This is a genomic window from Pseudogracilibacillus sp. SO10305, assembly GCF_037072005.1.
GTDB classification, from domain to species: domain Bacteria; phylum Bacillota; class Bacilli; order Bacillales; family Amphibacillaceae; genus Pseudogracilibacillus; species Pseudogracilibacillus intestinigallinarum.
This window is the reverse complement of sequence record NZ_JAXHDE010000013.1, coordinates 55,032-76,797: the sequence shown is the minus strand read 5'-3', so window position 1 is coordinate 76,797 and position 21,766 is coordinate 55,032. Positions and strand designations below refer to the sequence as shown.

Sequence of the window (21,766 nt, the reverse complement as noted above, 5' to 3'; positions counted from 1 at the left end):
TGAATTGTTTAAAGAAGCTATAGCAAAAATTTTTACAATTGGAACATAAAATAAAAGGAGTAAATTTATGATGAGATTAGATGGTAAAGTTGCAATCGTCACTGGAAGTGCCTCAGGTATTGGCCGAGGTATTGCACATGCGATGTCAAAAGAAGGGGCACATGTTGCAATTGTCGATGTCAACGAAGAAAAAGGGAAGGAAACATTAGATGAAGTTAACGCTTTTACAGAAGGAATGTTATTCATAAAAGATATTTCTAAACAAGAAAGTGCAAATGAAATAGTTCAGGCTGTGATGGATAAATTTGGAAAGCTAGATATTTTAGTAAACAATGCACACGTTTCACGTCAAGCGGATTTTATGGAAACAACACAAGAGATGTTTGATTTATCGTTTAATACAGGCTTTTATCCAACTGTTCACTTTATGCAAGCCGCATACCCACATTTAAAGGAAACAAAAGGAAAGGTAATTAATTTTGCATCTGGGGCAGGATTAAATGGACAACCAACACAAACATCTTACGCGGCGGCAAAAGAAGCAATTCGTGCGGTTTCACGTGTAGCTGCAAATGAATGGGGACCAGAAGGGATTAATGTCAATTTAATCTCTCCGATTGCATTAACACCAGGTGTCGAACAATGGCGTGAAGGAGCAAAAGATTTATACGATCAAATGATTCAAGGAATTCCATTACGACGTTTAGGAGATCCAGAAAAAGATATAGGACGTACAGCAGTATTTCTAGCAAGTGATGATGCAAATTATATTACAGGACAAACATTTATGGTAGATGGTGGTTCCATTAAATTAAGATAAATCACAATAAAAGGAGCGATTTACATGGGTAAATTAGATGGAAAAGTAGCAATTATAACAGGTGGTGCTTCAGGAATTGGCGCTGGCATGGTCGATGTATTTCGTGCAGAAGGTGCAACCGTAATTGCTGCAGATATTAATGAAGAGGCATTAGCAAAAGCGAGTGAAAAAGAAAATGTTCACGGCATGAAACTAGATGTTTCTTCAGACGAAGCTTGGAAAACATTCGCACATGATGTAAAAGAAAGGTTCGGTTCAATTGATATTTTAGTTAACAATGCTGGTGTTTCTTCAGAAAAACCGTATACAGAAATTAATAAAGAAGATTGGGATTTTATGATGGCGATCAATGGATTCGGACCATTTGCAGGCATGAAACATATCGCACCAATTATGGCGGAACAAGGAAAAGGTTCTATCGTGAACATTTCATCCTATACAGCACAAATTGGACAAGGTTTTAACCATTATTCTGCATCCAAAGGGGCTGTTCGTGCTATTTCCAAAGCAGCGGCAACACAATTCGGTCGTCAAGGTGTTCGTGTGAATGCATTATTCCCAGGTATTATTGAAACACCGATGACACAAGGCTTAAGTACATCAAAAGATTTATTAAATCAACTTATTCAAGCGACTCCTTTACAACGTTTAGGGCAGCCAGAAGATATTGCAAAAGCAGCACTATTTTTAGCTTCTGATGATTCTAGTTATATTACTGGAGCTGAGATTGTCATTGACGGTGGGTTTTCTGCGCAGTAAGGTAAATAGAATCAATTTACAAAACTTGTTATAATTAGGTGGTAGAGGAGGGAAGGCATTGCAAGATCAAACGGTTTTCAAAATCTTACACAATATGGATAAATTTACGAACGGTTTAATCGTTCAATGGAACAAAACATTTAATGAAGACTTAGGTGTTTCTCACGTTCTAACACTTGGCTACTTATATACCAACGGAAAATCACGCCCTTCTCAAATAGCGAGAGAGCTAGGACTTACACCACCAACTGTAACACATTTATGTGAAAAATTAGTAAAACGTGGTTTAGCAGTACGTTCTTTAGATGATAATGACCGCCGCATTATTTTATTGGACATTACAGAAGAAGGTACAAACTTACTCACACGTGCAAACGAAGAAGGCCATAAATTACGTGAGGAAATGTTTATAAAATTAACGAAAGAAGAATTAAACCAATTATTAAACATTTATCAAAAATTAAATGAAACATAAAGAGAGGTTGCTATCACTTAATGAAAAGTGATAGCAACCTCTTTATATACCTGCATCCATATAAGGTTGTACAATTTGTCGCACTTCGTCTGTAGAGTTTGTACTCATTAAGCGGTGACGCAATTCACTTGCTCCATGGAACCCACGAATATAAATTTTGAAAAATCGTAGCAATGGTTTAAATGGTCTCGGTTCAATTTTTTCATATTTATCATGTAAATCAAGCTGTAACATTAATAACTGTAAATGTTCTAATGCTGTATGTTCTTTCGGTTCTTTTTCAAAACAGAATGGATTTGTAAATACACCACGGCCAATCATTACTCCGTCCACACCATACTTATCAACCAGCTCCTGTCCAGTTTGACGATCAGGGATGTCCCCATTAATCGTAAGTAAAGTGTTTGGAGCAATTTCATCTCTTAATTGCTTTATTTCCGGAATTAATTCCCAATGTGCCGCTACTTTACTCATTTCTTTTCGTGTACGAAGGTGGATAGATAAATTAGCGATATCTTGTTGTAAAATATGTGTTAACCAAGTACGCCATTCCTCTATTTCCGTATAACCTATACGTGTTTTCACACTTACTGGTAGTCCACCTTCCTTTGCCGCTTGAATAATATCAGCTGCACGTTCCGGATGATTAATTAAGCCTGCACCACGGCCTTTCGCCGCTACGTTTTGAACTGGGCATCCCATATTAATATCGACACCTTTAAAGCCCATTTCTTTCATTCCGATGCTCATTTCACGAAAATAGTCCGGGTTATCTCCCCAAATATGAGCAACAATTGGTTGCTCGTCTTCGGTAAATAATAAACGACCTCGCACACTTTCTGTACCATCTGGATGGCAATAACTCGTCGTATTTGCAAACTCTGTAAAAAATACATCTGGACGACCTGCCTTCGCTACTACATGACGAAACACTACATCTGTCACATCTTCCATCGGTGCTAATATAAAAAACGGCTTCGGTAAAGCTAGCCAAAAATTGTCCGTACTCATGTTTCAATCTCCTTTAATAAACGTATACCTAGTCGTTTATTATACCGTAAAAGATGTAAGAATACTTGTAAAAAAACTTATTTTTAAGGCATGAATATTTCACTCGTATGAATGTTTCTTCCCTTCATAACACCATCAAGCTCAAAAACTAAATAATCATCATAACCTATTTCCATTATTTCAATTGGTTCATAATCGTAATTTTGAGCATAATCATCAATGAAAAAAGGACATTTCCATATATTACTTTCTACTGGAATTACCCATTCAACTACGGCGCTCCATAAATCTACTACTCGTTCCACGATCCGGCCTCAACCAACAGAGTGGAGGTCAATACACAATAAATTATGATATTCTCCTATCATTTCAACAAAATTAAAATCGGTCATGTTTATCTTTTGTGATAAACATGACCGACTTTTTTAATGAGAAACTAATGATGTCCCCATCAATTATTTACTTTCTATCTTCCCAACATTCTGCACCTTTTAATCCCGGAATACTCGATGCTTTGAATACTGGGTTTAACCCTTTTTTACGTTGTACGGTAAAATCATCTAACACTTTGAAGGCAACTTTTCCTAACAAGACGATGACCGTTAAGTTGATTACTGCCATCATTCCCATAAATAAATCTGCCATGCTCCATACTAAGCTCACTTGTGCTAATGCACCGAACATAACCATCACTAACACTAATACACGATAAACATTCATCCATGCTTTATTTGCATTAATAAACTCGATATTCGTTTCTCCATAATAATAGTTTCCAATAATCGAACTAAACGCAAAAAATAGAATCGCAATAGCAACGAAATATGGTGCCCATGTTCCGACATGTAACTCCATAGAAGCTTGTGTTAAAAGAATACCATCTTTTTCTCCTGTACCATAAATATCTGCTAAAATAATAATGAAAGCTGTTGCCGAACAGACCATAATTGTATCAAAAAAGACCCCTAAACTTTGAACTAATCCTTGTTTTGCAGGGTGTGAAACGTTTGCTGTCGCAGCTGCGTTTGGCACACTCCCCATTCCTGCTTCATTAGAGAATAATCCACGACGAATTCCTTCCATCATTGCTGCACCAATTCCACCACCGACAACCTCTTTCATTCCGAACGCATGACTGATAATTAAATTAAAAACAGCGGGAATTTGTGAAATATTCATTACTACGATAAAGAGTGCTATTAAAATATAAAATGTCGCCATGATTGGTACGACTAATTCTGTCACTTTTACAATACGTTTAACTCCACCAAAAATAATAATTCCTGTTAATACGACTAATATTAAACCAATTACCCAATTTGGAATACCAAAGACGTCTGAAAATGATTGACTTATTGTATTCGATTGAACGGAATTAAAGATAAATCCAAATGATAACGTTAACAGAATTGCGAAAACAATTCCAAGTTTACGCATACCTAATGCCTTTTCCATGTAATAAGCTGGTCCACCACGGAATGTGTCACCATCTTTTACTTTGTACACTTGAGCTAATGTACTCTCTATAAATGCGGTTGCCATTCCAATTAAAGCGATGATCCACATCCAAAAAACAGCTCCAGGTCCACCAACCCCAATTGCAAGAGCCACTCCTGTTACGTTCCCAGTTCCGACTCGAGAAGCAGCACTAATCGTAAATGCTTGGAATGGCGAAACTCCATCATCATTTTCTTTCTTCTCTACAATAAGGCGAAACATTTCTTTAAACAAACGAATTTGTACAAATTTTGTTCGTACAGTAAAATACACGCCTAAAATTAATAAAATAGCGATAAGTATATAAGTCCATATAAAATCATTTAATGGCCCGACTAACCAATTTAAAAAATCCATTATCATAACGCTTACATTCCTTTCAAAAATTCTTTTGTGCACGTTTTTTCATTCTACTAAGATTTTAAATAATTGGCAATCATTAAGAATTATAGTGATTTTTCAGAATATTATTCATTTTATTTGTGTGAAATTTTACTTTATTCTGTTATATTAAAAAACCTAAGACAAAGCGTTAGTTAACATTTCTAACATTTTATCTTAGGTTTTAAAATAAATATACTTTATGAAACTTTCCTTTTACGAATGACAAATAAAATTACACCTACTATTAGGAGACCAACACCAATCAGTAATATATTAAAAATAGCTGTTCCTGTATTTGGTAAAATTCCACCTTTCTTATTCGTATCATCGTTGTCATTTTTTACAATGGTTGTTTCAGCGTTATTTCCATCCATTATTTGTTCATTGTTATTTGTGTTTGATTCTCCTATTTCTTTTGCATCATTCGGTTCTTTCTTATCTTTCAGTTTTAATTCTTTTACTGAATTTTTAAGTGCCGTTAATGCTTCCTTTACTTCTTTTTCCGTTGCATTTTCCTTAGATAAAATAGTTTGAGCACTTTTTAATACTGCTTGAAACTTGTCCCAACTATCTTTTGTGTAATCTGCTTCGTTTAATTTTTCCGCTTGTTTGACTTCTTTTTCTAATGTTGATTTATCTACATCTTTCTGTTTCTTCTCAAGTTCATTCATCGCTTCGTTTAACTTTTTTAATGTTGCATCCACTTCTTCTTGTGTTTTCTGTTCATCTGATAATAGGTTTTGAGCAGACTTTATCGCATCGTCCAACTTCTCCCAGCTTTTTTTCGTATAATCAGATTTATTTAGCTTTTCGGCCTCTTTTAATGCTTCTTCTAATTTCGTTACATCTATTTCTTCTGCAAAATCTTCCTCTGTCAGACCAATCGCAACTCCTTCTCTAGTAGAATCAGCTGCACCATAGTACATATTATCCTTTATTAATAAACTGTTTACGTTTCCGATTTCTAAATTTTGTTCTTCCCATTCATGGCCCATCTCAATCATTTTTTCTCTTACATCACCTGGAACACCGTACTCCCAACGAATGGATGGATATGCACTAGAAAATAACCTTGGTTCTTCAATCGCATCTTTTAATTCTTGATCATAACCAATTACATTTAAAATAACTTGAGCAACAGACGTAATAATTGTCGTTCCCCCTGGCGAGCCCACAGTCATAAATGGTTCTCCATCTTTCAATACGATTGTCGGACTCATACTACTTAATGGACGTTTATTCGGCTCCACTTGGTTAGCACCACCTGGTGTTGCATCAAAATCAGTTAATTCATTATTTAACATGACCCCGTATCCGGGAACCATCATACCTGAACCAAATACTTGTTCAATTGTCGTTGTAAATGAAACCATATTTCCCCACTGATCTGCTACTGTGAAATGTGTCGTTTCCCCTTCTACCCGTCCTTCCTCTTCTTCCACATTATTTTCAACACTTATTTCACCATCGTTTGTAGCTTCTTCATTTTCCTCTTGATCATATTCTCCTTTTGTTTCTTGTGCTTCTTCTTTTTCATCTTCCTCACCATTCAATTCCGTTTCTTCTGTAGACCCCTCCTCACCTTGTTTACTTTCATCCTCTACCGAAGCATAATCTGCACACACGTCATCTATTTCCTCTGTTTCAAATTCACAAGGATTCCCTGGCTCCACATTATCATTAGCTTTATTCGGATCAATTAAAGCAATTCGTTTTGCAATATATTCTGGATGTATCAACCCGTTTTTTGGAACGTCAATATAATTTTCATCTCCCATATACTGTCCACGGTCTGCATAAGCTAAATGATATGCTTCCACTAAATGATGATATTTTTCAGTAGAACGAATATCCCACTGCGTTAAATCTAATTGTTCGAACATAGATAATAATTGAATAACGACTAAACCTCCTGAACTTGGAGGAGGCATGGAATAAATATCATACCCTTTATAATTTCCTTTTACTGGTGTTTCCATATCTGTACTATATTGTTTTAAATCTTGCATATCCATAGAACCGCCATTGTCTTGCACTTCATCTACTAAAGATTGTGCAATTTCTCCATTATAAAAAACATCTGTTCCTTTTTCCTTAATTAGTTTAAAAGTTTTAGCTAAATCTTCTTGTACCAATAAGTCTCCTTCTTTTAAAGGTTGTCCATTTGGTACAAATACTTTGCCCGCTTCTGTTTTAGACAGTTTTGTTGCATTACTCTCAATCGCATTTGCTAATGCCCAGTTAACATTGTGTCCTTCTTCGGCCAATTCAATTGCTGGATCGATTAACTCTTCTAAAGACATCGTTCCCCACTCTTTTAAACCATCTTCCAAACCTTTTAAAGTTCCAGGTACTCCTACAGATAATCCACTCTCTACTCTATCTGCAAAAGGAAATGGGTCACCAGTTTCTGGATCAATAAACATATCTTCTGTCGCCCCACCTGGTGCCTTCTCTCTACTATTTAAAACAAATACTTCCTTCGTTTCCGCATCATAATACATTATAAATCCTCCACCACCAATACCTGACATTTGTGGTTCAACAACATTCAATGCCAGTTGAATAGCAGCGGCAGCATCCATTGCATTTCCACCCTGTCTTAACACCTCTGCTCCGATTTCAGTCGCTTCTGGATGAGCAGTTACGACCATCCCTTTTTCTCCTATGTCTGTTTGTTCCTCTTTGACACCGGGATTATCAGGTGGATCACCTTCAGTATTTGTTTGTGCGTATGTTATATTTTGTGAAAAACTGAAAAATAATAACATGATCGTTGCAATTATACTCCCTAATTTGCATACACGATTTCTCATTATATTCCTCCTTCTTTTCATTGAATACGCTTACATAAAATACCGTATCATACTTAACCTTTTTCACTCAATAGTACGATTGACGTATCTTTTATAAATCGGATTCAAATTGTATATGTAATTTTCACTGTAATATTTATAAAAAACAGCAACCTCAAAGTGAAGTTGCTGTTAACTTTATACTCAAAAATTTATCGTCTGTACAAAATGATCTAAAAATCGCTGAACATCTACTTCTAAACAGACAGATGTATTTTTGGTTGTTTTTTCTGTTTCAAATGTATTTCCACGTAATGCTTCATCTAAATGAACATCTACATTCATCGCTCTCGTTTGAACGAACGTTGGATCAATTGCTCTACCAATGGCTAATGGGTCGTGTAAACCACAACCACCTATCCCAGGACGGAAACTTTCATAAAAATCAATATAATAATTTGTTATATTAGCAAAAAATTTCGAAGCCTCCGAATCTGTTTTTTCCCATCTTTTCACTTCATCACGTGACAACAGTGTTTGCATTGTAACATCTAAACCGACTAATGTAATTGGCAAATCCGACTGTAAAACACGTTTTGCCGCTTCAGGGTCAGAAAATATATTTGCTTCCGCATGTGAGCGAACATTTCCAGGTACTGTAACAGCACCACCCATAACAATAATTTCTTTGACGAGTGTGGCAACCTCAGGAGCTTGTTCATATACTTTCGCTAAGTTCGTTAATGGCCCAACAAAAATTAATGTTACTTCATTTGGATACTTCTTTACTTTATCAATGATGAAAGAAATCGCCTCTCCTGTTTGTTTTTCTTCTGTAACGACATCATATGCTTCTAATTTATTCGCTAATCCATCATTACCATGCACTTTTTGTGCCACTGCTAAATATGGCTCTTGTTGGTTTAATGGTCTATCCGAACCTTCATAAACAGGAATGTCCTTTTCTAACATTTGTAAAATAAATTGTGTATTTCTTGTAGCATCTTTCACTTGTACATTTCCAAACGTCGTTGTTAATCCTAAAACATCCAAATCTTTTGATTTTGTTGCATAAGCAATTGCTAATGCATCATCAATTCCTGTGTCTACATCTAAAATTATTTTTTTCATTTTACTTATGCTCTCTCTTTCATAAAGTTTTCTACCATTTCTTTCGTAGGCATTGCTGCTTGTGCACCAACTTTTGTCACTGTTAATGCACCGACAATATTGGCATAGGAAACACTTTCTTCTACCGTTTTACCAGCAACAATTTGTGAGATGAATGCACCGGCAAATGCATCTCCCGCACCTGTCGTATCTACTGCGGATACTTTTTCACCAGGAATGTATATTTCATTGTCATTAGAACAAATCACGACACCATCTTTTCCTAGTTTTGCAATTACTGTTTTGACACCTTGTGCCAGTAGTTTTTTACTCGCTTCTATCGCAGTATTTTTATCTTTTACTTCCATATTGGTAATTTGCGCTAATTCTGTTTCATTTGGTAAAATATAATCGACATTTTCTAGTACTTTCTGTGGCAACTCTCTTGCAGGAGCTGGATCTAAAAAGACTAACACGTCATGTTTTTTCGCCAATTTAACAGACAACTCTACAGTTTCAAAAGGTATTTCCAATTGTATTAAAATTGCTTTTGCATTTTTTATATTAGCTTCATACTCTTCAATGAGTGCTGGAGTTACTTCTCTATTTGCCGCAGGTGCAACGATAATACTATTTTCTCCATTTTCATCTACCGTAATAAGCGCTACACCTGAAGATTCATTAGGGATTTGTTTGATACATGCTGTATGTACCCCGACTTTTTCCAAATTATGTAATAACTGTTCACCAAAAACATCATCCCCAACAGCACTAATCATGGCAATATCTCCACCTACATTCGCACAAGAATATGCTTGGTTGGCTCCTTTTCCACCAGGGTTTGTAAATAAACGATCACCTAATACAGTTTCTCCAGCAGCTGGACGCTCCTTGACATTAATTACTAAATCCATATTTGTACTACCTATTATGACGATATCATTATACATTGACTGATTGTCCTCCACTTTTCCTTCTATTTTCATAGAAAATTTAGCTAAAAATCCGTACACATATTGTAACATTTACGCAAATTATGTGCTATTTGTTACTTCTAAAGGTCTATGTTCTACATTTCACATTCTTTATATGACAACTAGTCGAGTTTATTATAAAATTATTATAATAAGATACATGTTAATGTAAAGTAATTTTGAATTATGTTACACTATTTAATGGTATAGATATAGTATTAAAAAATTAAGAGAAATTTGCGGCAATTTGCGTCCTTTTAAGGAAGTGGCGCTTAATCTTGTGTGCACAATTTTCTAAAAAAATCTAAAAGATAAGGATATGGTGACGACTATGAGTAATTATGAATCAAAAACTGACGTTATCCTAATCGGCGCTGGAATTATGAGTGCGACGCTTGGAACCCTTTTAAAAGAATTAATTCCTGAATGGGATATTCAAGTGTTCGAAAAGCTCGACAAACCTGGAGAAGAGAGTTCTCATGAATTAAATAACGCTGGAACAGGTCATGCTGCTCTTTGTGAATTAAACTACACAAAGGAAAATGCAGATGGCACGGTCGATATTTCCAAAGCGATTAATGTAAATGAGCAATTCCAAGTTTCATTACAATTTTGGTCTTATTTAGTGAAGCAACAATTAATTAAAAACCCTGAAGATTTTATTATGCCATTACCACATATGAGCATGGTACAAGGGGAAGAAAATATTGATTATTTAAAACGTCGCTTTGAAGCGATGAAGGAGAATCCATTGTTTAAAAACATGAAGTTTGCAGATGATGCTGAAACATTAAAAGAATGGATTCCATTAATGATGCAAAACCGTGATATAAATGACCGAATTGCTGCTACAAAAGTAGATAATGGAACAGATGTCAACTTCGGTAATTTAACACGCATGTTAATAGATCATTTAGAAAATCAAGATGTTGCAATGCACTACAATCATACAGTGAACAATGTTAAGCGTACTCCTGAAGGACTTTGGGAAGTAAAAGTGAAAAATGCACAAACAGGTAAGGTAGAAAAACACCGTGCTAACTTCGTATTTATCGGAGCTGGTGGGGGAAGTCTACATTTACTACAAAAATCTAGTATTCCAGAAAGTAAACAAATCGGGGGATTCCCTGTTAGTGGTATTTTCATGGTTTGTAAAAACCCTGAAGTGGTGGAACAACACCATGCAAAAGTTTACGGAAAGGCAGCAGTTGGTGCACCACCAATGTCCGTACCACACTTAGATACTCGATATATCGATAATGAAAAGTCATTATTATTCGGACCTTTTGCTGGTTTTTCACCGAAGTTTTTAAAGACTGGTTCAAATATGGATTTAATTACGTCTGTGAAGCCGAATAACGTATTCACAATGCTTGCTGCTGGTGCGAAAGAAATGTCTTTAACAAAATATTTAGTTCAGCAATTAATGTTATCGAAAGAACAACGTATGGAAGAGTTACGTCAATTTATTCCAAATGCTAAAAGCGAAGATTGGGATTTCATCGTAGCTGGACAACGTGTACAAGTAATTAAAGATACAGAAGAAAATGGAAAAGGAACATTACAATTCGGTACAGAAGTCGTAACAAGTATGGATGGATCTATTTCTGCATTATTAGGGGCTTCTCCTGGGGCTTCCACAGCTGTTAAAGTTATGTTGGATGTTATTGAAAAATGTTTCCCAGAAAAAATGCCTCAATGGGAAGATAAAATTAAAGAAATGATTCCTTCTTACGGCAAGAAACTAGTGGATCATCCCGAATTATTAGAAGAAATAGTAGCAGAAGCTGAGAAAAATCTCGGGCTACGTTAAGAATATAAATAAGGAGCTAAGCATATCAACATGCTTAGCTCTTTTTATGTCGATTTTACAAAGATTGTTCTTAATCATAACTTCCTGTTTCTTGTGGGGGAGGTGATTGGGCTTTGTCGTTGCATTCTCGTAGTTTTTTTGAGGCGTATTCTTGCAACTTCACGGCGTATTCTTGCAACTTCACGGCGTATTCTTGCAACTTCACGTCGTATTCTTGCAACTTCGCCTCGTATTCTTGCAACTTCGCCTCGTATTCTTGCAACTTCGCCTCGTATTCTTGCAACTTCGCCTCGTATTCTTGCAACTTCGACCTGTATTCTTGCAACTTCGACCTGTATTCTTGCAACTTTATCACGATAGGAGGCATTTTTAATATCACTCTAAAAGCTATCCAGAACCCCCAGCAGAGCCAGGGATTTTCAAATGCATAACAAAAAAAACTTCCGTATAACATACGAAAGTCTTTTAACATATATAAAGCTAGGTACTCCTAACTTTTCCTTCGGCTTTTAAATATAAAAGCCGTGCACCCAACATCGATATGACGTCCCTATGCGTTGCTTAAGTGCATAGCTCGGTCTAGGTTGCCCCACGGCACACAAGAATGACCACTTACTGCTGCTTCCTTCCGGACCTGACAGGGTTCATGGGTTCCTGTTGCGTGAGATCTATACGTCAACACTAATTCCTTAAGACAGACCATAAAGTCGCCATACCTAAGAAGGGGATTCAGTCTTGCTATAGCGGATTGCAAGTGATAGGGCACCGCTACCTCCCCACCTAGCACGGCATTTATTATTATACGTGTTTGAATGATAAAATGCAATGAATAAAAACAACCCACCTTATTCCACTTATTTACTCTTATGAAATATACTTATAAATATCCAATCCATCCTATTTCATATCACACTAAAGTATTATTTTTCACAAAAACTATATTCACAATACTTAATGTTTGCTAAACTAAAAAACATCTCGGAAATTTAAAAAGGAGTTACATAAATGGCAGGACAATTTGCAGAAGCACTCGTTGATTATAGTATTTATCTTATAGGATTTATCGCCTTATTTTTAATTCTTGGTATTTTTGTCTTTTTATCTAAATTTGCTATATTTCGATTCGCTGGTCGTACAATTTTATACTCCATTCAAATTGTGTTCAATATAATTGCAACAGGTTTACTAATCCTTGTTATTACAGGAGTGTTTATCGGACTTATTCTATTAGGTTCCTACCAATTTGATTTGTTTTTAGTGAATGGAGAAAGTCTCATGTTTGGAGATCAGATGCTAATTCCAACCGCAGCTATTTTAGCAGCATGTTGTGTTATAGGTGGAGTGCTTGGATCTATTTTATTCTCCCTTTTACCATTGTCTAGCATTTCATTCATGGCGCTCGTTTATGGAGCAAGTGCATTTTCTTTAGTTGCTGTTGGACCAATTTTTTTAAAAGAATATGTCCCAGCAGTGGAAATTAGTTTTTCACATTTGCTTCTATTAAGCCTTGCTTTACCTGTCGTTATTTTTGTCTATGCAATTGCATCTGGCCAAAAACGTAAAGAGGCACTCCGTGAAATGAATTACAGAGAACAACAGCGATATTTAAGAGAAGAAAAAAGAAGAAATGAAAAAAATAAAGGCCTTATTTTCCCTTGGATTACTTATCGAAAAAGAGCTCAGAAAAAACGTCGTTATCATTAATACGACGTTTTTTTCTTACGTAATTGTTTAAAAAAGTTTTGCAACAAAACACGACAATTTTCTTCTAATACACCTGAGGTGACTTCGACTTGGTGATTAAATCTAGATTCATTAAGTAAATTCATTAATGTACCAGCGCAACCACCTTTTGGATCTATCGCACCGTATACAACTCGTTTTATTCGGGATTGAACAATAGCACCAGCACACATGACACACGGTTCTAATGTGACATATAATGTACAACCCTCTAAACGCCAACTACCAACTACTTTATTTGCTTGTTCTATTGCTACTAGTTCTGCATGGGATAAAGTAGTTTCACTTTCCTCACGAATATTAGAGCCTCTGGCAATAATGTCATCGTTATAAACGATAACTGCCCCAATCGGTACTTCATTTCGTAAAGCAGCTTTTTTCGCTTCTTCTAATGCTTCCTTCATAAACTTTTCGTCTCTATTCATCTTTTGTCACTTCTTTTTTTTATTCATTTTCATATATTAACAATAGCATATTTTTCAATGAGGGGGAGTTACTTTTGCAAATTCATGTCGTGCAACAAGGTGAAACATTGTTTTCTATTGCAAATTTGTATAGTACTTCGGTTTTTTCTATATCAGAGGCAAATGAACTACCGACACCAAATTTATTAGTCGGGCAGGCACTCGTCATTCCTATTTTTGGGCAATATTATTTTGTCCAACCGAATGATTCTTTATATACAATTAGTCAACGTTTCCAGTTATCTGTTGAACAATTAGCTCGAATGAATCGTGTGCAAATAAATATGCCGCTTCCTATTGGGCTTCGTTTATATATTCCACCTAGAGAAAAAAGTATACTGACAACATTCGGGTATATAGAACCGATAGGCGATACAGTCTCCCCAGCTTTAGAAATGGCAGCCGAAAACAATAGTGAACTTTTAACATATTTAGCACCTTTCAGTTATCGTGCCAATCGTGATGGGTCGCTTTCGGCACCACCATTAAATCGTTTTATAGAGATCGCCAAACAACATAAAACAAAGCTCGCTTTTGTTGTCTCTAATATTGAAGAAGGAGCATTTAGCACAGAACTCGCTCATATTTTATTAACCGTACAAGCAGTGCAACAAAATTTTATGGACCATATCGTAAATAATGCTGTAAAAGATGGATTTCGCGATGTACATATGGACTTTGAATTTATTCGTCCGGAAGATCGCGAAGCATATAATAATTTTATGGAAAAACTACAAAGTCGCTTACATGAAAAAGGGATTACACTATCTGTTGCACTTGCGCCTAAAACAAGTTCTACACAACAAGGTTTATTATATGAAGCACATGATTATCAAAGACAAGGAGAAATCAATGATTTTGTCATCTTAATGACATATGAATGGGGGTATAGTGCAGGACCACCACTTCCAGTTTCACCAATTAATGAAGTAGAAAAGGTCCTTCAATATGCGTTAACTGAAATACCGAAAGAGAAAATTTTACTAGGACAAAATTTATATGGATATGATTGGACATTGCCTTTTGTTCAAGGAGAATCATTTGCACGAGCATTAAGCCCACAACAAGCATTACAAATTGCCTTAGACCATAAAGTACAAATACAATATGATACGACAGCACAGGCACCTTTTTTCGAGTATACAGATGAAAATGGAAGAGAACATATTGTTTGGTTTGAAGATGCACGAAGTATTCAAGCTAAATTTAATTTAATTCGTCACTATGAATTACGGGGAATTGCATATTGGAAGCTTGGGTTAAGTTTTCCACAAAATTGGTTATTATTAGAAGATCAATTTACAATTGAAAAAGAAAACTAGCGACCAGTTCATGTTTAGGTCGCTAGTAAAAATTTATTCATCTTTTCCTAATTGTTCTGAACGTTCCTTCGCGCGGTGTACACAGGCGATGAACCCTTCATCTACTTTATATGCTTGTAATGCATCCAAACCAGCTGCTGTCGTACCATTCGGGCTTGTAACATTTATGCGTAGTTGACTCGGGGAAAGCTCACTTTGTTGTAGCATATTTCCCGCACCAATTACGGTTTGGGAAATTAATTGTTGAGCTGTTTCTTTTGATAATCCTGCTTCGATTGCTGCTTTTTCCATCGCTTCTACAATATAATACATGTACGCTGGACCACTACCTGATATCGCTGTTACTATATGCATTTCTTCTTCCTCTACGACGGTAACTGTTCCAATAGAGGCGAATATTCTTTCGGCAATCTGAATGTCTTTATCCGTTGCAAATGCTCCTTTAGCAATTGCTGTCGCGGACTGTCCAATCGTTGCGGACGTATTTGGCATAGAACGAATCACCGCTACTTCTTTTCCTAATACTTCTTGTATAAACGATGTCGATTTTCCTGCAATAACAGAAATAAATAGTTGACCTGTTTCTACATAATCTTTTATTTCGATTAAGGCATTTTCCATATCATGTGGTTTCATTGCTAAAAATACGATATCCGCATCTTTCATCGCCTCTTTTTTGTTCGTCGTTCCATTTACACCATATTTTTGGCGAATTTCTTCTAAACGAACCTCATTTTCCTTATTCGATACGTAAATATGTTGTTTATCGATAAAATTTGTTTGTATTAATCCGGCAAACACCGCTTCTGCCATTGAACCGGCTCCGATAAATGCAATTTTATTCATCTTTTTCCTCCAATATAAATTTAAAAACCTCTATAGCGTCCTAAAATTATAGGACGGATAGAGGTTGTTTTTTTATCCGCGGTACCACCTAAATTGACATATTTGTCCACTTCATTATTTGTTAACGCAATGTTTCTTTGCGGTTAGTTTTTCACTAACGACTCCGAGGTAGGGTTCAAAAGATATCTATACCGTAAAATTTCTCAGCCTTTGAATTTCACTCTCTTTGGGCGATATACTTTTTACTCGTCTCTTCTTCATCTTTTTTGAATATTTATATCATTTAAAATATATGGTTTTATTCATATTTTGTCAAGTTAATCGACCATTCGCTTTTTATATACAATAACAGTAACAATCATCGCAATGATAAACCAAAGTAAAATAATACTTAATTCAGGTAAGACGTTAGCAAACCCTTTACCAGCCTCTACCTTTAACGCAATATCAACCAATTGAATATTCGGCAAATAATGAGCTATTTTTAAAATTGGATATTGTTCTGAAAACAAACGAACGAATGTTCCTACGGTAAATATTCCAATTGCGGGAAAAGAATAAACAGATGCTTCCATCACTGACTTAGCAAATAAACCAATTAATGTCCCTAATGCAATATAAAATAATGTTGAAAGCAGCATTGCTACGGTAATAATAGATATGTTTGCTGGACTATAATCAATTAAAATCATACATAAAATCATCGTAAAAAAAGTGGTACAAAATGTAAATAAGCTTTTCCCTAATAAGATCTCTTGAATATTTGCGGGGGATAGTATTAATGCTCGTAATGTATTTTTTTCTCTTTCTTCCGCAATTAAACAACTTTGTACATATGTCGCGACCATTACGAATGTCATATTAAATATTAAATAATAACTGTCGATCGTGTTATCGCCAGTTTTTCCATAAAATAAAGAAAGCAATGGTGTCATTAAAATAACGATCGAAATAGACATATTACGCGAAAATTCTTTGTAGTCTTTCATAAAAATTGCTTTCACACGTTTCATTGAAATATTCATATTAATTCCCTCCCAGTTACATAAACGAAAATATCACCAATTGTTGGTTCATTCGAATGAATTGTTTCGATTTCTTCATTCTCCATATAATTATATAAAGTTTGTGCATCTTTTTTACTTTTACTTAATATTACATGTTGCCCATCTTTTAATTCAATTTCAATTTCATCTTTAGCAAATTGTTTCTTTAAAGCATCAGGTGTATCAAGTAATTTAATTTCTCCATCATGCAAAAAAGCAATTCGATCACATAAACAATCAGCTTCTTCCATATCATGTGTCGTTAAAAATATAGTTGTTCCACGTTCATTTAATTCGCGTAAACCTTTATAAATATATTGAGTATTTACGGGATCTAAGGCAGATGTCGGTTCATCCAAAAATAATAATGCTGGTTCATGTAGAAGTGCTCTTGCTAATGTTACTCGTTGACGCATTCCTTTTGATAATTTTGCTACTCGTTTCTTTTTCTCTTCTCTCAATTGTACCACGTCTAATACTTCATCGACTTTATTAGTCGGGACATCATATAAATCACAATAAAATAATAAATTATCTTCAATAGATAGTTTGTCATATAAACCACTATTATCTGTTAACACTCCGAAACGTTTTCTATTTTTAGACTTCTTTAATTGTATGACATCTTCTCCAAATACTTGAACAGACCCACTCGTATAACTCATTTGTCCTGTTAAAATTTTGATTGTCGTTGTTTTTCCAGCACCACTAGGTCCTAAAAAGCCAAAAATTTCTCCTTTTTTCACATCGAAATTTACATTCGTTAAAGCATGCTCATTTCCGTAAGTTTTTGCTAAATTTTCGATTTCTATCATATTTCCCATCCATATTTCCTCCTTGGTTGCTTTGCTATATCTAATGTATATGTAATTCGAACACGCCGCATTATATTTTCAATGAAAGGAGTATAAGGAAAGATGAACGAAATCATTTCTTCGACAAATGATCCATTAAAAAAAGCATTATTTCCTGGGAAATAATGCAAATACTCATACAATATGTTAGTGGATACGTTTATATATGAAGGATTGCTATGAATGTCCTATCGTTTTACATTTCTTCGTAACAACATTTACATAAATTGTAATTAAAAAAAGAAGCCGATTTTACATTCCTAACATTTCTTTCAATGTAGCCATTTTCGACTTTGATAGTGGAATTGTTGTCTTTTTTTCATCATCTAAGATCAAACTATAACTATTTCTCGTCCATGTAATCACTTCACGAACTTTTTGTAAATTGACGATATACGAACGATGACAACGGAAAAAACCGAACGGCAATAATTTCGTTTCTAACTCTGCTAATGTAGATGTAGAAGGAAATGCATCTCCATTCATATACAAATGTGACACACCGTCATTACTTTCAATATAATCTATTTCAAATGGATCGAATAAAATGATTTTATCATCAATTTTCGATGGTATTTTTTCTAATGTAACTGGAATTAAATCATTATTTATTTCCGCTTCTTTTTCTTCTTGTTTCATTTCTACTTCATGTAATCCTTTATCATCGATTCGAAAGACGATATCTCCATAATTTAGCGCACTTTCCATATTCATCGTCAATAAACAAATAGCTTTTCCATGTTCCTTTAAACGTTGCAACACTTTCATTAAAATTTGTTTCGATTCAAGGTCAATATTTTGATCTGGTTCTTCCATCACAATCACTTTTGCATCTTGTAATAATAAATAAGCAAATTGCAATCTTTTTCGTTCTGAAAATTGTAAACGATGTACTCGTGTATTTGCCTTTTCTTCTAATGATACGAAAGATAATAATGTATCAATATGTTCTGTTGTATCAATCATTCGGTGTAGAAATTGTAGCATTTCCTTCACGGTTAAATGATCATATAACATATCGCGTAAATAATGAATATAAATTTGGCGTTTGTTTTTCTTCGTTAATGGTATATCATCAATTAAAATTTCTCCTGAAGAAGGGGAAGTTTTCATCTGTAATAATTGCAATAATTGTTCTCGTATATTTACATTTGAATAAATTGCATAAATTTGATTTTGTTCCATCGTACACGAGAATGTAGGTAGTAATGTCATATCATTCTTACGCTTTTCTATCTTATGGAATGTTAGCATCATAATCCTCCGTATCCGAATAGTTTTTTCGATTAAAAAAACCAGTATCGTCATCGATACTGGTTTAATATGCAATATATGGAGGAGGAAGAGGGATTCGAACCCCCGCGGGCTTTGACACCCCTGTCGGTTTTCAAGACCGATCCCTTCAGCCGAACTTGGGTATTCCTCCGTAACAACATTTATTATAATACATGAATTTAAAATAGATGTCAACAGTTATATGCATCTTTTTTAAAAATGTTTAACTTTTTTTATTCGTGGGTAAAGTATAAAATATTAACAACATGAAAGGAAGAATGACATGAGTACGTCGAGTGACGAAAATAATAGGCAAAGTGAAAAAAAATTAGGAGCAGTCTTTTATGTTTCTACAATAATTATCGCATTGTTCGTAATTTGGGGAGCTGCTTCACCTAGTTCTCTAAATAGTGTAGCTAGTGATGCATTAGAATGGATGATTACGAGTTTCGGTTGGTTTTATATGTTGATTACTGCATTTTTTGTTTTATTCGTAATTGTACTTGCAATCAGTCCATTCGGTAATATTAAATTAGGTAAAGATGATGATGAACCAGAATTTTCTTGGTTATCATGGATTGGAATGCTTTTTGCCGCAGGTATTGGGGTTGGATTCGTCTTTTTCGGGGTTGCAGAACCATTGCTTTATTATAATGATCCACCTGTAGGAATTGAACCGGGAACACGTGATGCTGCATTAGCTGGTCTTCGTTATGGAGCGTATCACTGGGCATTTCACCCTTGGGCAATATTCTCCATTGTTGGTTTAACCTTAGCATATGTACAGTTTAGAAAAGGAAAACCAGCATTAATTAGTTCAGCATTTTATCCTTTCTTAGGAAATAAAACAGATGGTAAAATTGGAAAAACAATTGATATTTTAGCAGTACTTGCTACTTGTACTGGTGTTGCAACAACATTCGGTCTAAGTGCAATGCAAATGACAGGTGGATTGTCTTATTTAACACCTATACCAAATACGACTTCCGTCCAATTAATTATTATTGCAATTGTAACGGTTTGTTTTATGATTTCTGCTGCATCAGGACTTGATAAAGGGATTAAAATTTTAAGTAATACGAATATCGCCATTGCTGGAATTTTAATGTTATTTATCATTATCTTTGGTCCGACATTATTTATTGCAGAAAGTTTTGTAACGACATTAGGTGGATATATTTCGAATGTTGTTCCAATGGCTCTAACTTTAACACCATTTTCAGAAAGTGATTGGTTAGGGAAAAATACCATTTTCTTCTGGGCATGGCATATTGCATGGGCACCATTTATGGGATTATTTATTGCACGTATTTCAAAAGGACGTACGGTACGTCAATTTATTTCCGGAGTATTACTCGTTCCGGCAGTCATTGCTGTACTATGGTTTAGTGTGTTCGGTGGAACTGCATTAAATATTGAGATCGATGGTGCTGGTGGATTAGCGACTATCGTTGATTCAAACGTTGAATTAGCATTATTTGCGATGTTAGAACATTTACCGTTTGGATTAATTACTAGTACAATCGGAATTATCTTGATCTTTATCTTCTTTATTACATCTGCAGACTCTGCAACATATGTATTAAGTTCCATGACATCCAGAGGTTCTCTTGCTCCACCAATGAAAATAAAAGTCATTTGGGGATTATTAATTGCTGGAACAGCTAGTATTTTACTCGTTAGTGGTGGTGGCGGATTAGATGCATTACAAACCGCTTCGCTCATTGCTGCATTACCATTTGCGATCGTCATGATCTTTTTAATCATTAGTATTTTCATTATGTTCAAACGAGATTATTCATTACAAAAACGACTACAAACAACTGCAGATCGTGAAGAAGTAAAAGAAGAATTTCGTGATGAATTTCTTGAGGAAATAAAAGAAGATGCGATTGATGCATTAGAAACACCTTCAGAGGAACATATGGCAAAGGTAACAGATGAAATGAAAGAACAATTTGTGACAACAGCAAAAGAAGAATGGTATGACGAAGTAAAAGACGAAGTGTACGATAAATTTAAAGATGAAGCATACGAAGAAGTAAAAGACGATATTTACGATGAAGTGAAAGATAAGGCATATGATGAAGTAAAAGATGATGTATATGATAAATTTAAAGATGAAGCTTATGAAGAGGTAAAAGACGATATTTATGATGAATTAAAGGATAAAGCGTATGATGAAGTAAAAGACGATGTATACGAAGAATTAAAAGATAAAGCATATGATGAGGTAAAAGACGACGTATACGAGAAGTTTAAAGATGAAGCCTATGATGAAGTGAAAGATGATATTTTCGAAGAACTAAAAGATAAAGCATACAATGAAGTAAAAGATGATATCTTTGAAGAATTGAAAGATAAGGCATATGACGAAGTAAAAGATGACATTTTTGAGGAATTAAAAGATAAGGCATATGAGGAAATTAAAGATGATTTATATGACGAAATGAAGGGTGACATAATCAATGACCTCGTTCGTAATATAAATGACGACAATAATGAAGATAGGCGATAATCGCAAGCCCAAATGGTTGAAGAGGTTTCAATCATTTGGGCTATTTTAATTTGTTACATC

19 protein-coding genes, 1 tRNA gene, 1 other RNA gene and 1 pseudogene are annotated in these 21,766 nt (G+C 34.9%); 7 read left to right on the top strand and 15 right to left on the bottom strand.

Annotated features, from left to right (window positions below):
• Window positions 1-70 precede the first annotated feature (70 nt).
• Genes SPD45_RS11005 through SPD45_RS10995 form a run of 3 tightly spaced genes read left to right on the top strand, consistent with a single transcriptional unit; the run spans window position 71 to window position 2,054 of the window.
• Complete coding sequence (locus SPD45_RS11005; protein WP_336267803.1) at window positions 71-820, top strand: SDR family NAD(P)-dependent oxidoreductase; 750 nt, start codon at window positions 71-73, stop codon at window positions 818-820.
• Between the two features lie 24 nt (window positions 821-844).
• Window positions 845-1,579 (top strand): SDR family NAD(P)-dependent oxidoreductase, encoded by a 735-nt coding sequence (locus SPD45_RS11000; protein ID WP_336267802.1) that lies wholly within the window; start codon window positions 845-847, stop codon window positions 1,577-1,579.
• A 58-nt stretch (window positions 1,580-1,637) separates the two neighbouring features.
• On the top strand, window positions 1,638-2,054 hold the full coding sequence (locus tag SPD45_RS10995; protein ID WP_336267801.1) for a MarR family winged helix-turn-helix transcriptional regulator: 417 nt from the start codon (window positions 1,638-1,640) through the stop codon (window positions 2,052-2,054).
• Window positions 2,055-2,096: 42 nt separating this feature from the next.
• Here SPD45_RS10995 and SPD45_RS10990 read toward each other — a convergent pair whose 3' ends face one another.
• The 7 genes and pseudogenes from SPD45_RS10990 to rbsK all read right to left on the bottom strand — a co-directional run bounded on the left by SPD45_RS10990 (window position 2,097) and on the right by rbsK (window position 9,801).
• Complete coding sequence (locus tag SPD45_RS10990) at window positions 2,097-3,065, bottom strand: tRNA dihydrouridine synthase (RefSeq protein WP_336267800.1); 969 nt, start codon at window positions 3,063-3,065, stop codon at window positions 2,097-2,099.
• 83 nt (window positions 3,066-3,148) lie between these two features.
• Window positions 3,149-3,370 carry a hypothetical protein gene (locus tag SPD45_RS10985; protein WP_336267799.1) on the bottom strand — a complete coding sequence of 74 codons (222 nt, stop codon included), beginning with the start codon at window positions 3,368-3,370 and terminating at the stop codon, window positions 3,149-3,151.
• Between the two features lie 154 nt (window positions 3,371-3,524).
• Entirely contained in the window at window positions 3,525-4,919 is a 1,395-nt protein-coding gene (locus tag SPD45_RS10980) for an alanine/glycine:cation symporter family protein (RefSeq protein ID WP_336267818.1), read from the bottom strand.
• Window positions 4,920-5,143: 224 nt separating this feature from the next.
• Window positions 5,144-5,797: an LPXTG cell wall anchor domain-containing protein gene (locus SPD45_RS10975; RefSeq protein ID WP_336267817.1), complete on the bottom strand. Its 654-nt coding sequence runs from the start codon at window positions 5,795-5,797 to the stop codon at window positions 5,144-5,146.
• Window positions 5,798-5,821: 24 nt separating this feature from the next.
• Window positions 5,822-7,762, bottom strand: a pseudogene (gene ggt, locus SPD45_RS10970) (gamma-glutamyltransferase); the annotation flags it as partial.
• A gap of 183 nt (window positions 7,763-7,945) precedes the next feature.
• Window positions 7,946-8,872, bottom strand: a complete 927-nt coding sequence (locus tag SPD45_RS10965) for a nucleoside hydrolase (protein WP_336267797.1) — start codon at window positions 8,870-8,872, stop codon at window positions 7,946-7,948.
• A gap of 5 nt (window positions 8,873-8,877) precedes the next feature.
• Window positions 8,878-9,801 carry a ribokinase gene (gene rbsK, locus SPD45_RS10960; protein WP_336267795.1) on the bottom strand — a complete coding sequence of 308 codons (924 nt, stop codon included), beginning with the start codon at window positions 9,799-9,801 and terminating at the stop codon, window positions 8,878-8,880.
• A 355-nt stretch (window positions 9,802-10,156) separates the two neighbouring features.
• On the opposite strand from rbsK, the gene SPD45_RS10955 reads away from it, so the two are divergent.
• Window positions 10,157-11,638 (top strand): malate:quinone oxidoreductase, encoded by a 1,482-nt coding sequence (locus tag SPD45_RS10955; protein WP_336267794.1) that lies wholly within the window; start codon window positions 10,157-10,159, stop codon window positions 11,636-11,638.
• A gap of 70 nt (window positions 11,639-11,708) precedes the next feature.
• Here the strand turns inward: SPD45_RS10955 and SPD45_RS10950 are convergent, their stop codons facing one another.
• Both SPD45_RS10950 and ffs read right to left on the bottom strand, forming a co-directional pair.
• Window positions 11,709-12,005, bottom strand: coding sequence for a hypothetical protein (locus tag SPD45_RS10950; RefSeq protein WP_336267793.1), 297 nt, complete (start codon window positions 12,003-12,005; stop codon window positions 11,709-11,711).
• 155 nt (window positions 12,006-12,160) lie between these two features.
• An RNA gene (gene ffs, locus SPD45_RS10945) (signal recognition particle sRNA large type) lies at window positions 12,161-12,427 on the bottom strand.
• A gap of 216 nt (window positions 12,428-12,643) precedes the next feature.
• Between ffs and SPD45_RS10940 the strand changes: the two genes are divergently transcribed.
• Entirely contained in the window at window positions 12,644-13,342 is a 699-nt protein-coding gene (locus SPD45_RS10940; RefSeq protein WP_336267792.1) for a hypothetical protein, read from the top strand.
• On the opposite strand, the gene tadA is transcribed toward SPD45_RS10940, so the two are convergent.
• Window positions 13,339-13,806, bottom strand: a complete 468-nt coding sequence (gene tadA / locus SPD45_RS10935) for a tRNA adenosine(34) deaminase TadA (RefSeq protein WP_336267791.1) — start codon at window positions 13,804-13,806, stop codon at window positions 13,339-13,341. The two genes, SPD45_RS10940 and tadA, sit on opposite strands and share 4 nt — an antisense overlap.
• Window positions 13,807-13,880: 74 nt before the next feature.
• Here tadA and SPD45_RS10930 point away from each other — a divergent pair, with 74 nt between their 5' ends.
• On the top strand, window positions 13,881-15,167 hold the full coding sequence (locus SPD45_RS10930; RefSeq protein WP_336267790.1) for a glycoside hydrolase family 18 protein: 1,287 nt from the start codon (window positions 13,881-13,883) through the stop codon (window positions 15,165-15,167).
• 33 nt (window positions 15,168-15,200) lie between these two features.
• Here the strand turns inward: SPD45_RS10930 and proC are convergent, their stop codons facing one another.
• The 5 genes from proC to SPD45_RS10905 form a co-directional block, all read right to left on the bottom strand.
• Window positions 15,201-16,013, bottom strand: a complete 813-nt coding sequence (gene proC, locus SPD45_RS10925; RefSeq protein ID WP_336267789.1) for a pyrroline-5-carboxylate reductase — start codon at window positions 16,011-16,013, stop codon at window positions 15,201-15,203.
• 317 nt (window positions 16,014-16,330) lie between these two features.
• Window positions 16,331-17,038 carry an ABC transporter permease gene (locus tag SPD45_RS10920; RefSeq protein WP_336267788.1) on the bottom strand — a complete coding sequence of 236 codons (708 nt, stop codon included), beginning with the start codon at window positions 17,036-17,038 and terminating at the stop codon, window positions 16,331-16,333.
• Window positions 17,035-17,883: an ABC transporter ATP-binding protein gene (locus tag SPD45_RS10915; protein ID WP_336267787.1), complete on the bottom strand. Its 849-nt coding sequence runs from the start codon at window positions 17,881-17,883 to the stop codon at window positions 17,035-17,037. Before SPD45_RS10915 ends, SPD45_RS10920 begins: the two co-directional genes overlap by 4 nt.
• A gap of 282 nt (window positions 17,884-18,165) precedes the next feature.
• On the bottom strand, window positions 18,166-19,167 hold the full coding sequence (locus tag SPD45_RS10910; protein ID WP_336267786.1) for a LytTR family transcriptional regulator DNA-binding domain-containing protein: 1,002 nt from the start codon (window positions 19,165-19,167) through the stop codon (window positions 18,166-18,168).
• Window positions 19,168-19,246: 79 nt separating this feature from the next.
• Window positions 19,247-19,339: transfer RNA gene (locus tag SPD45_RS10905), tRNA-Ser, on the bottom strand.
• 132 nt (window positions 19,340-19,471) lie between these two features.
• Between SPD45_RS10905 and SPD45_RS10900 the strand changes: the two genes are divergently transcribed.
• On the top strand, window positions 19,472-21,706 hold the full coding sequence (locus tag SPD45_RS10900; RefSeq protein WP_336267785.1) for a BCCT family transporter: 2,235 nt from the start codon (window positions 19,472-19,474) through the stop codon (window positions 21,704-21,706).
• Window positions 21,707-21,766: the final 60 nt, after the last annotated feature.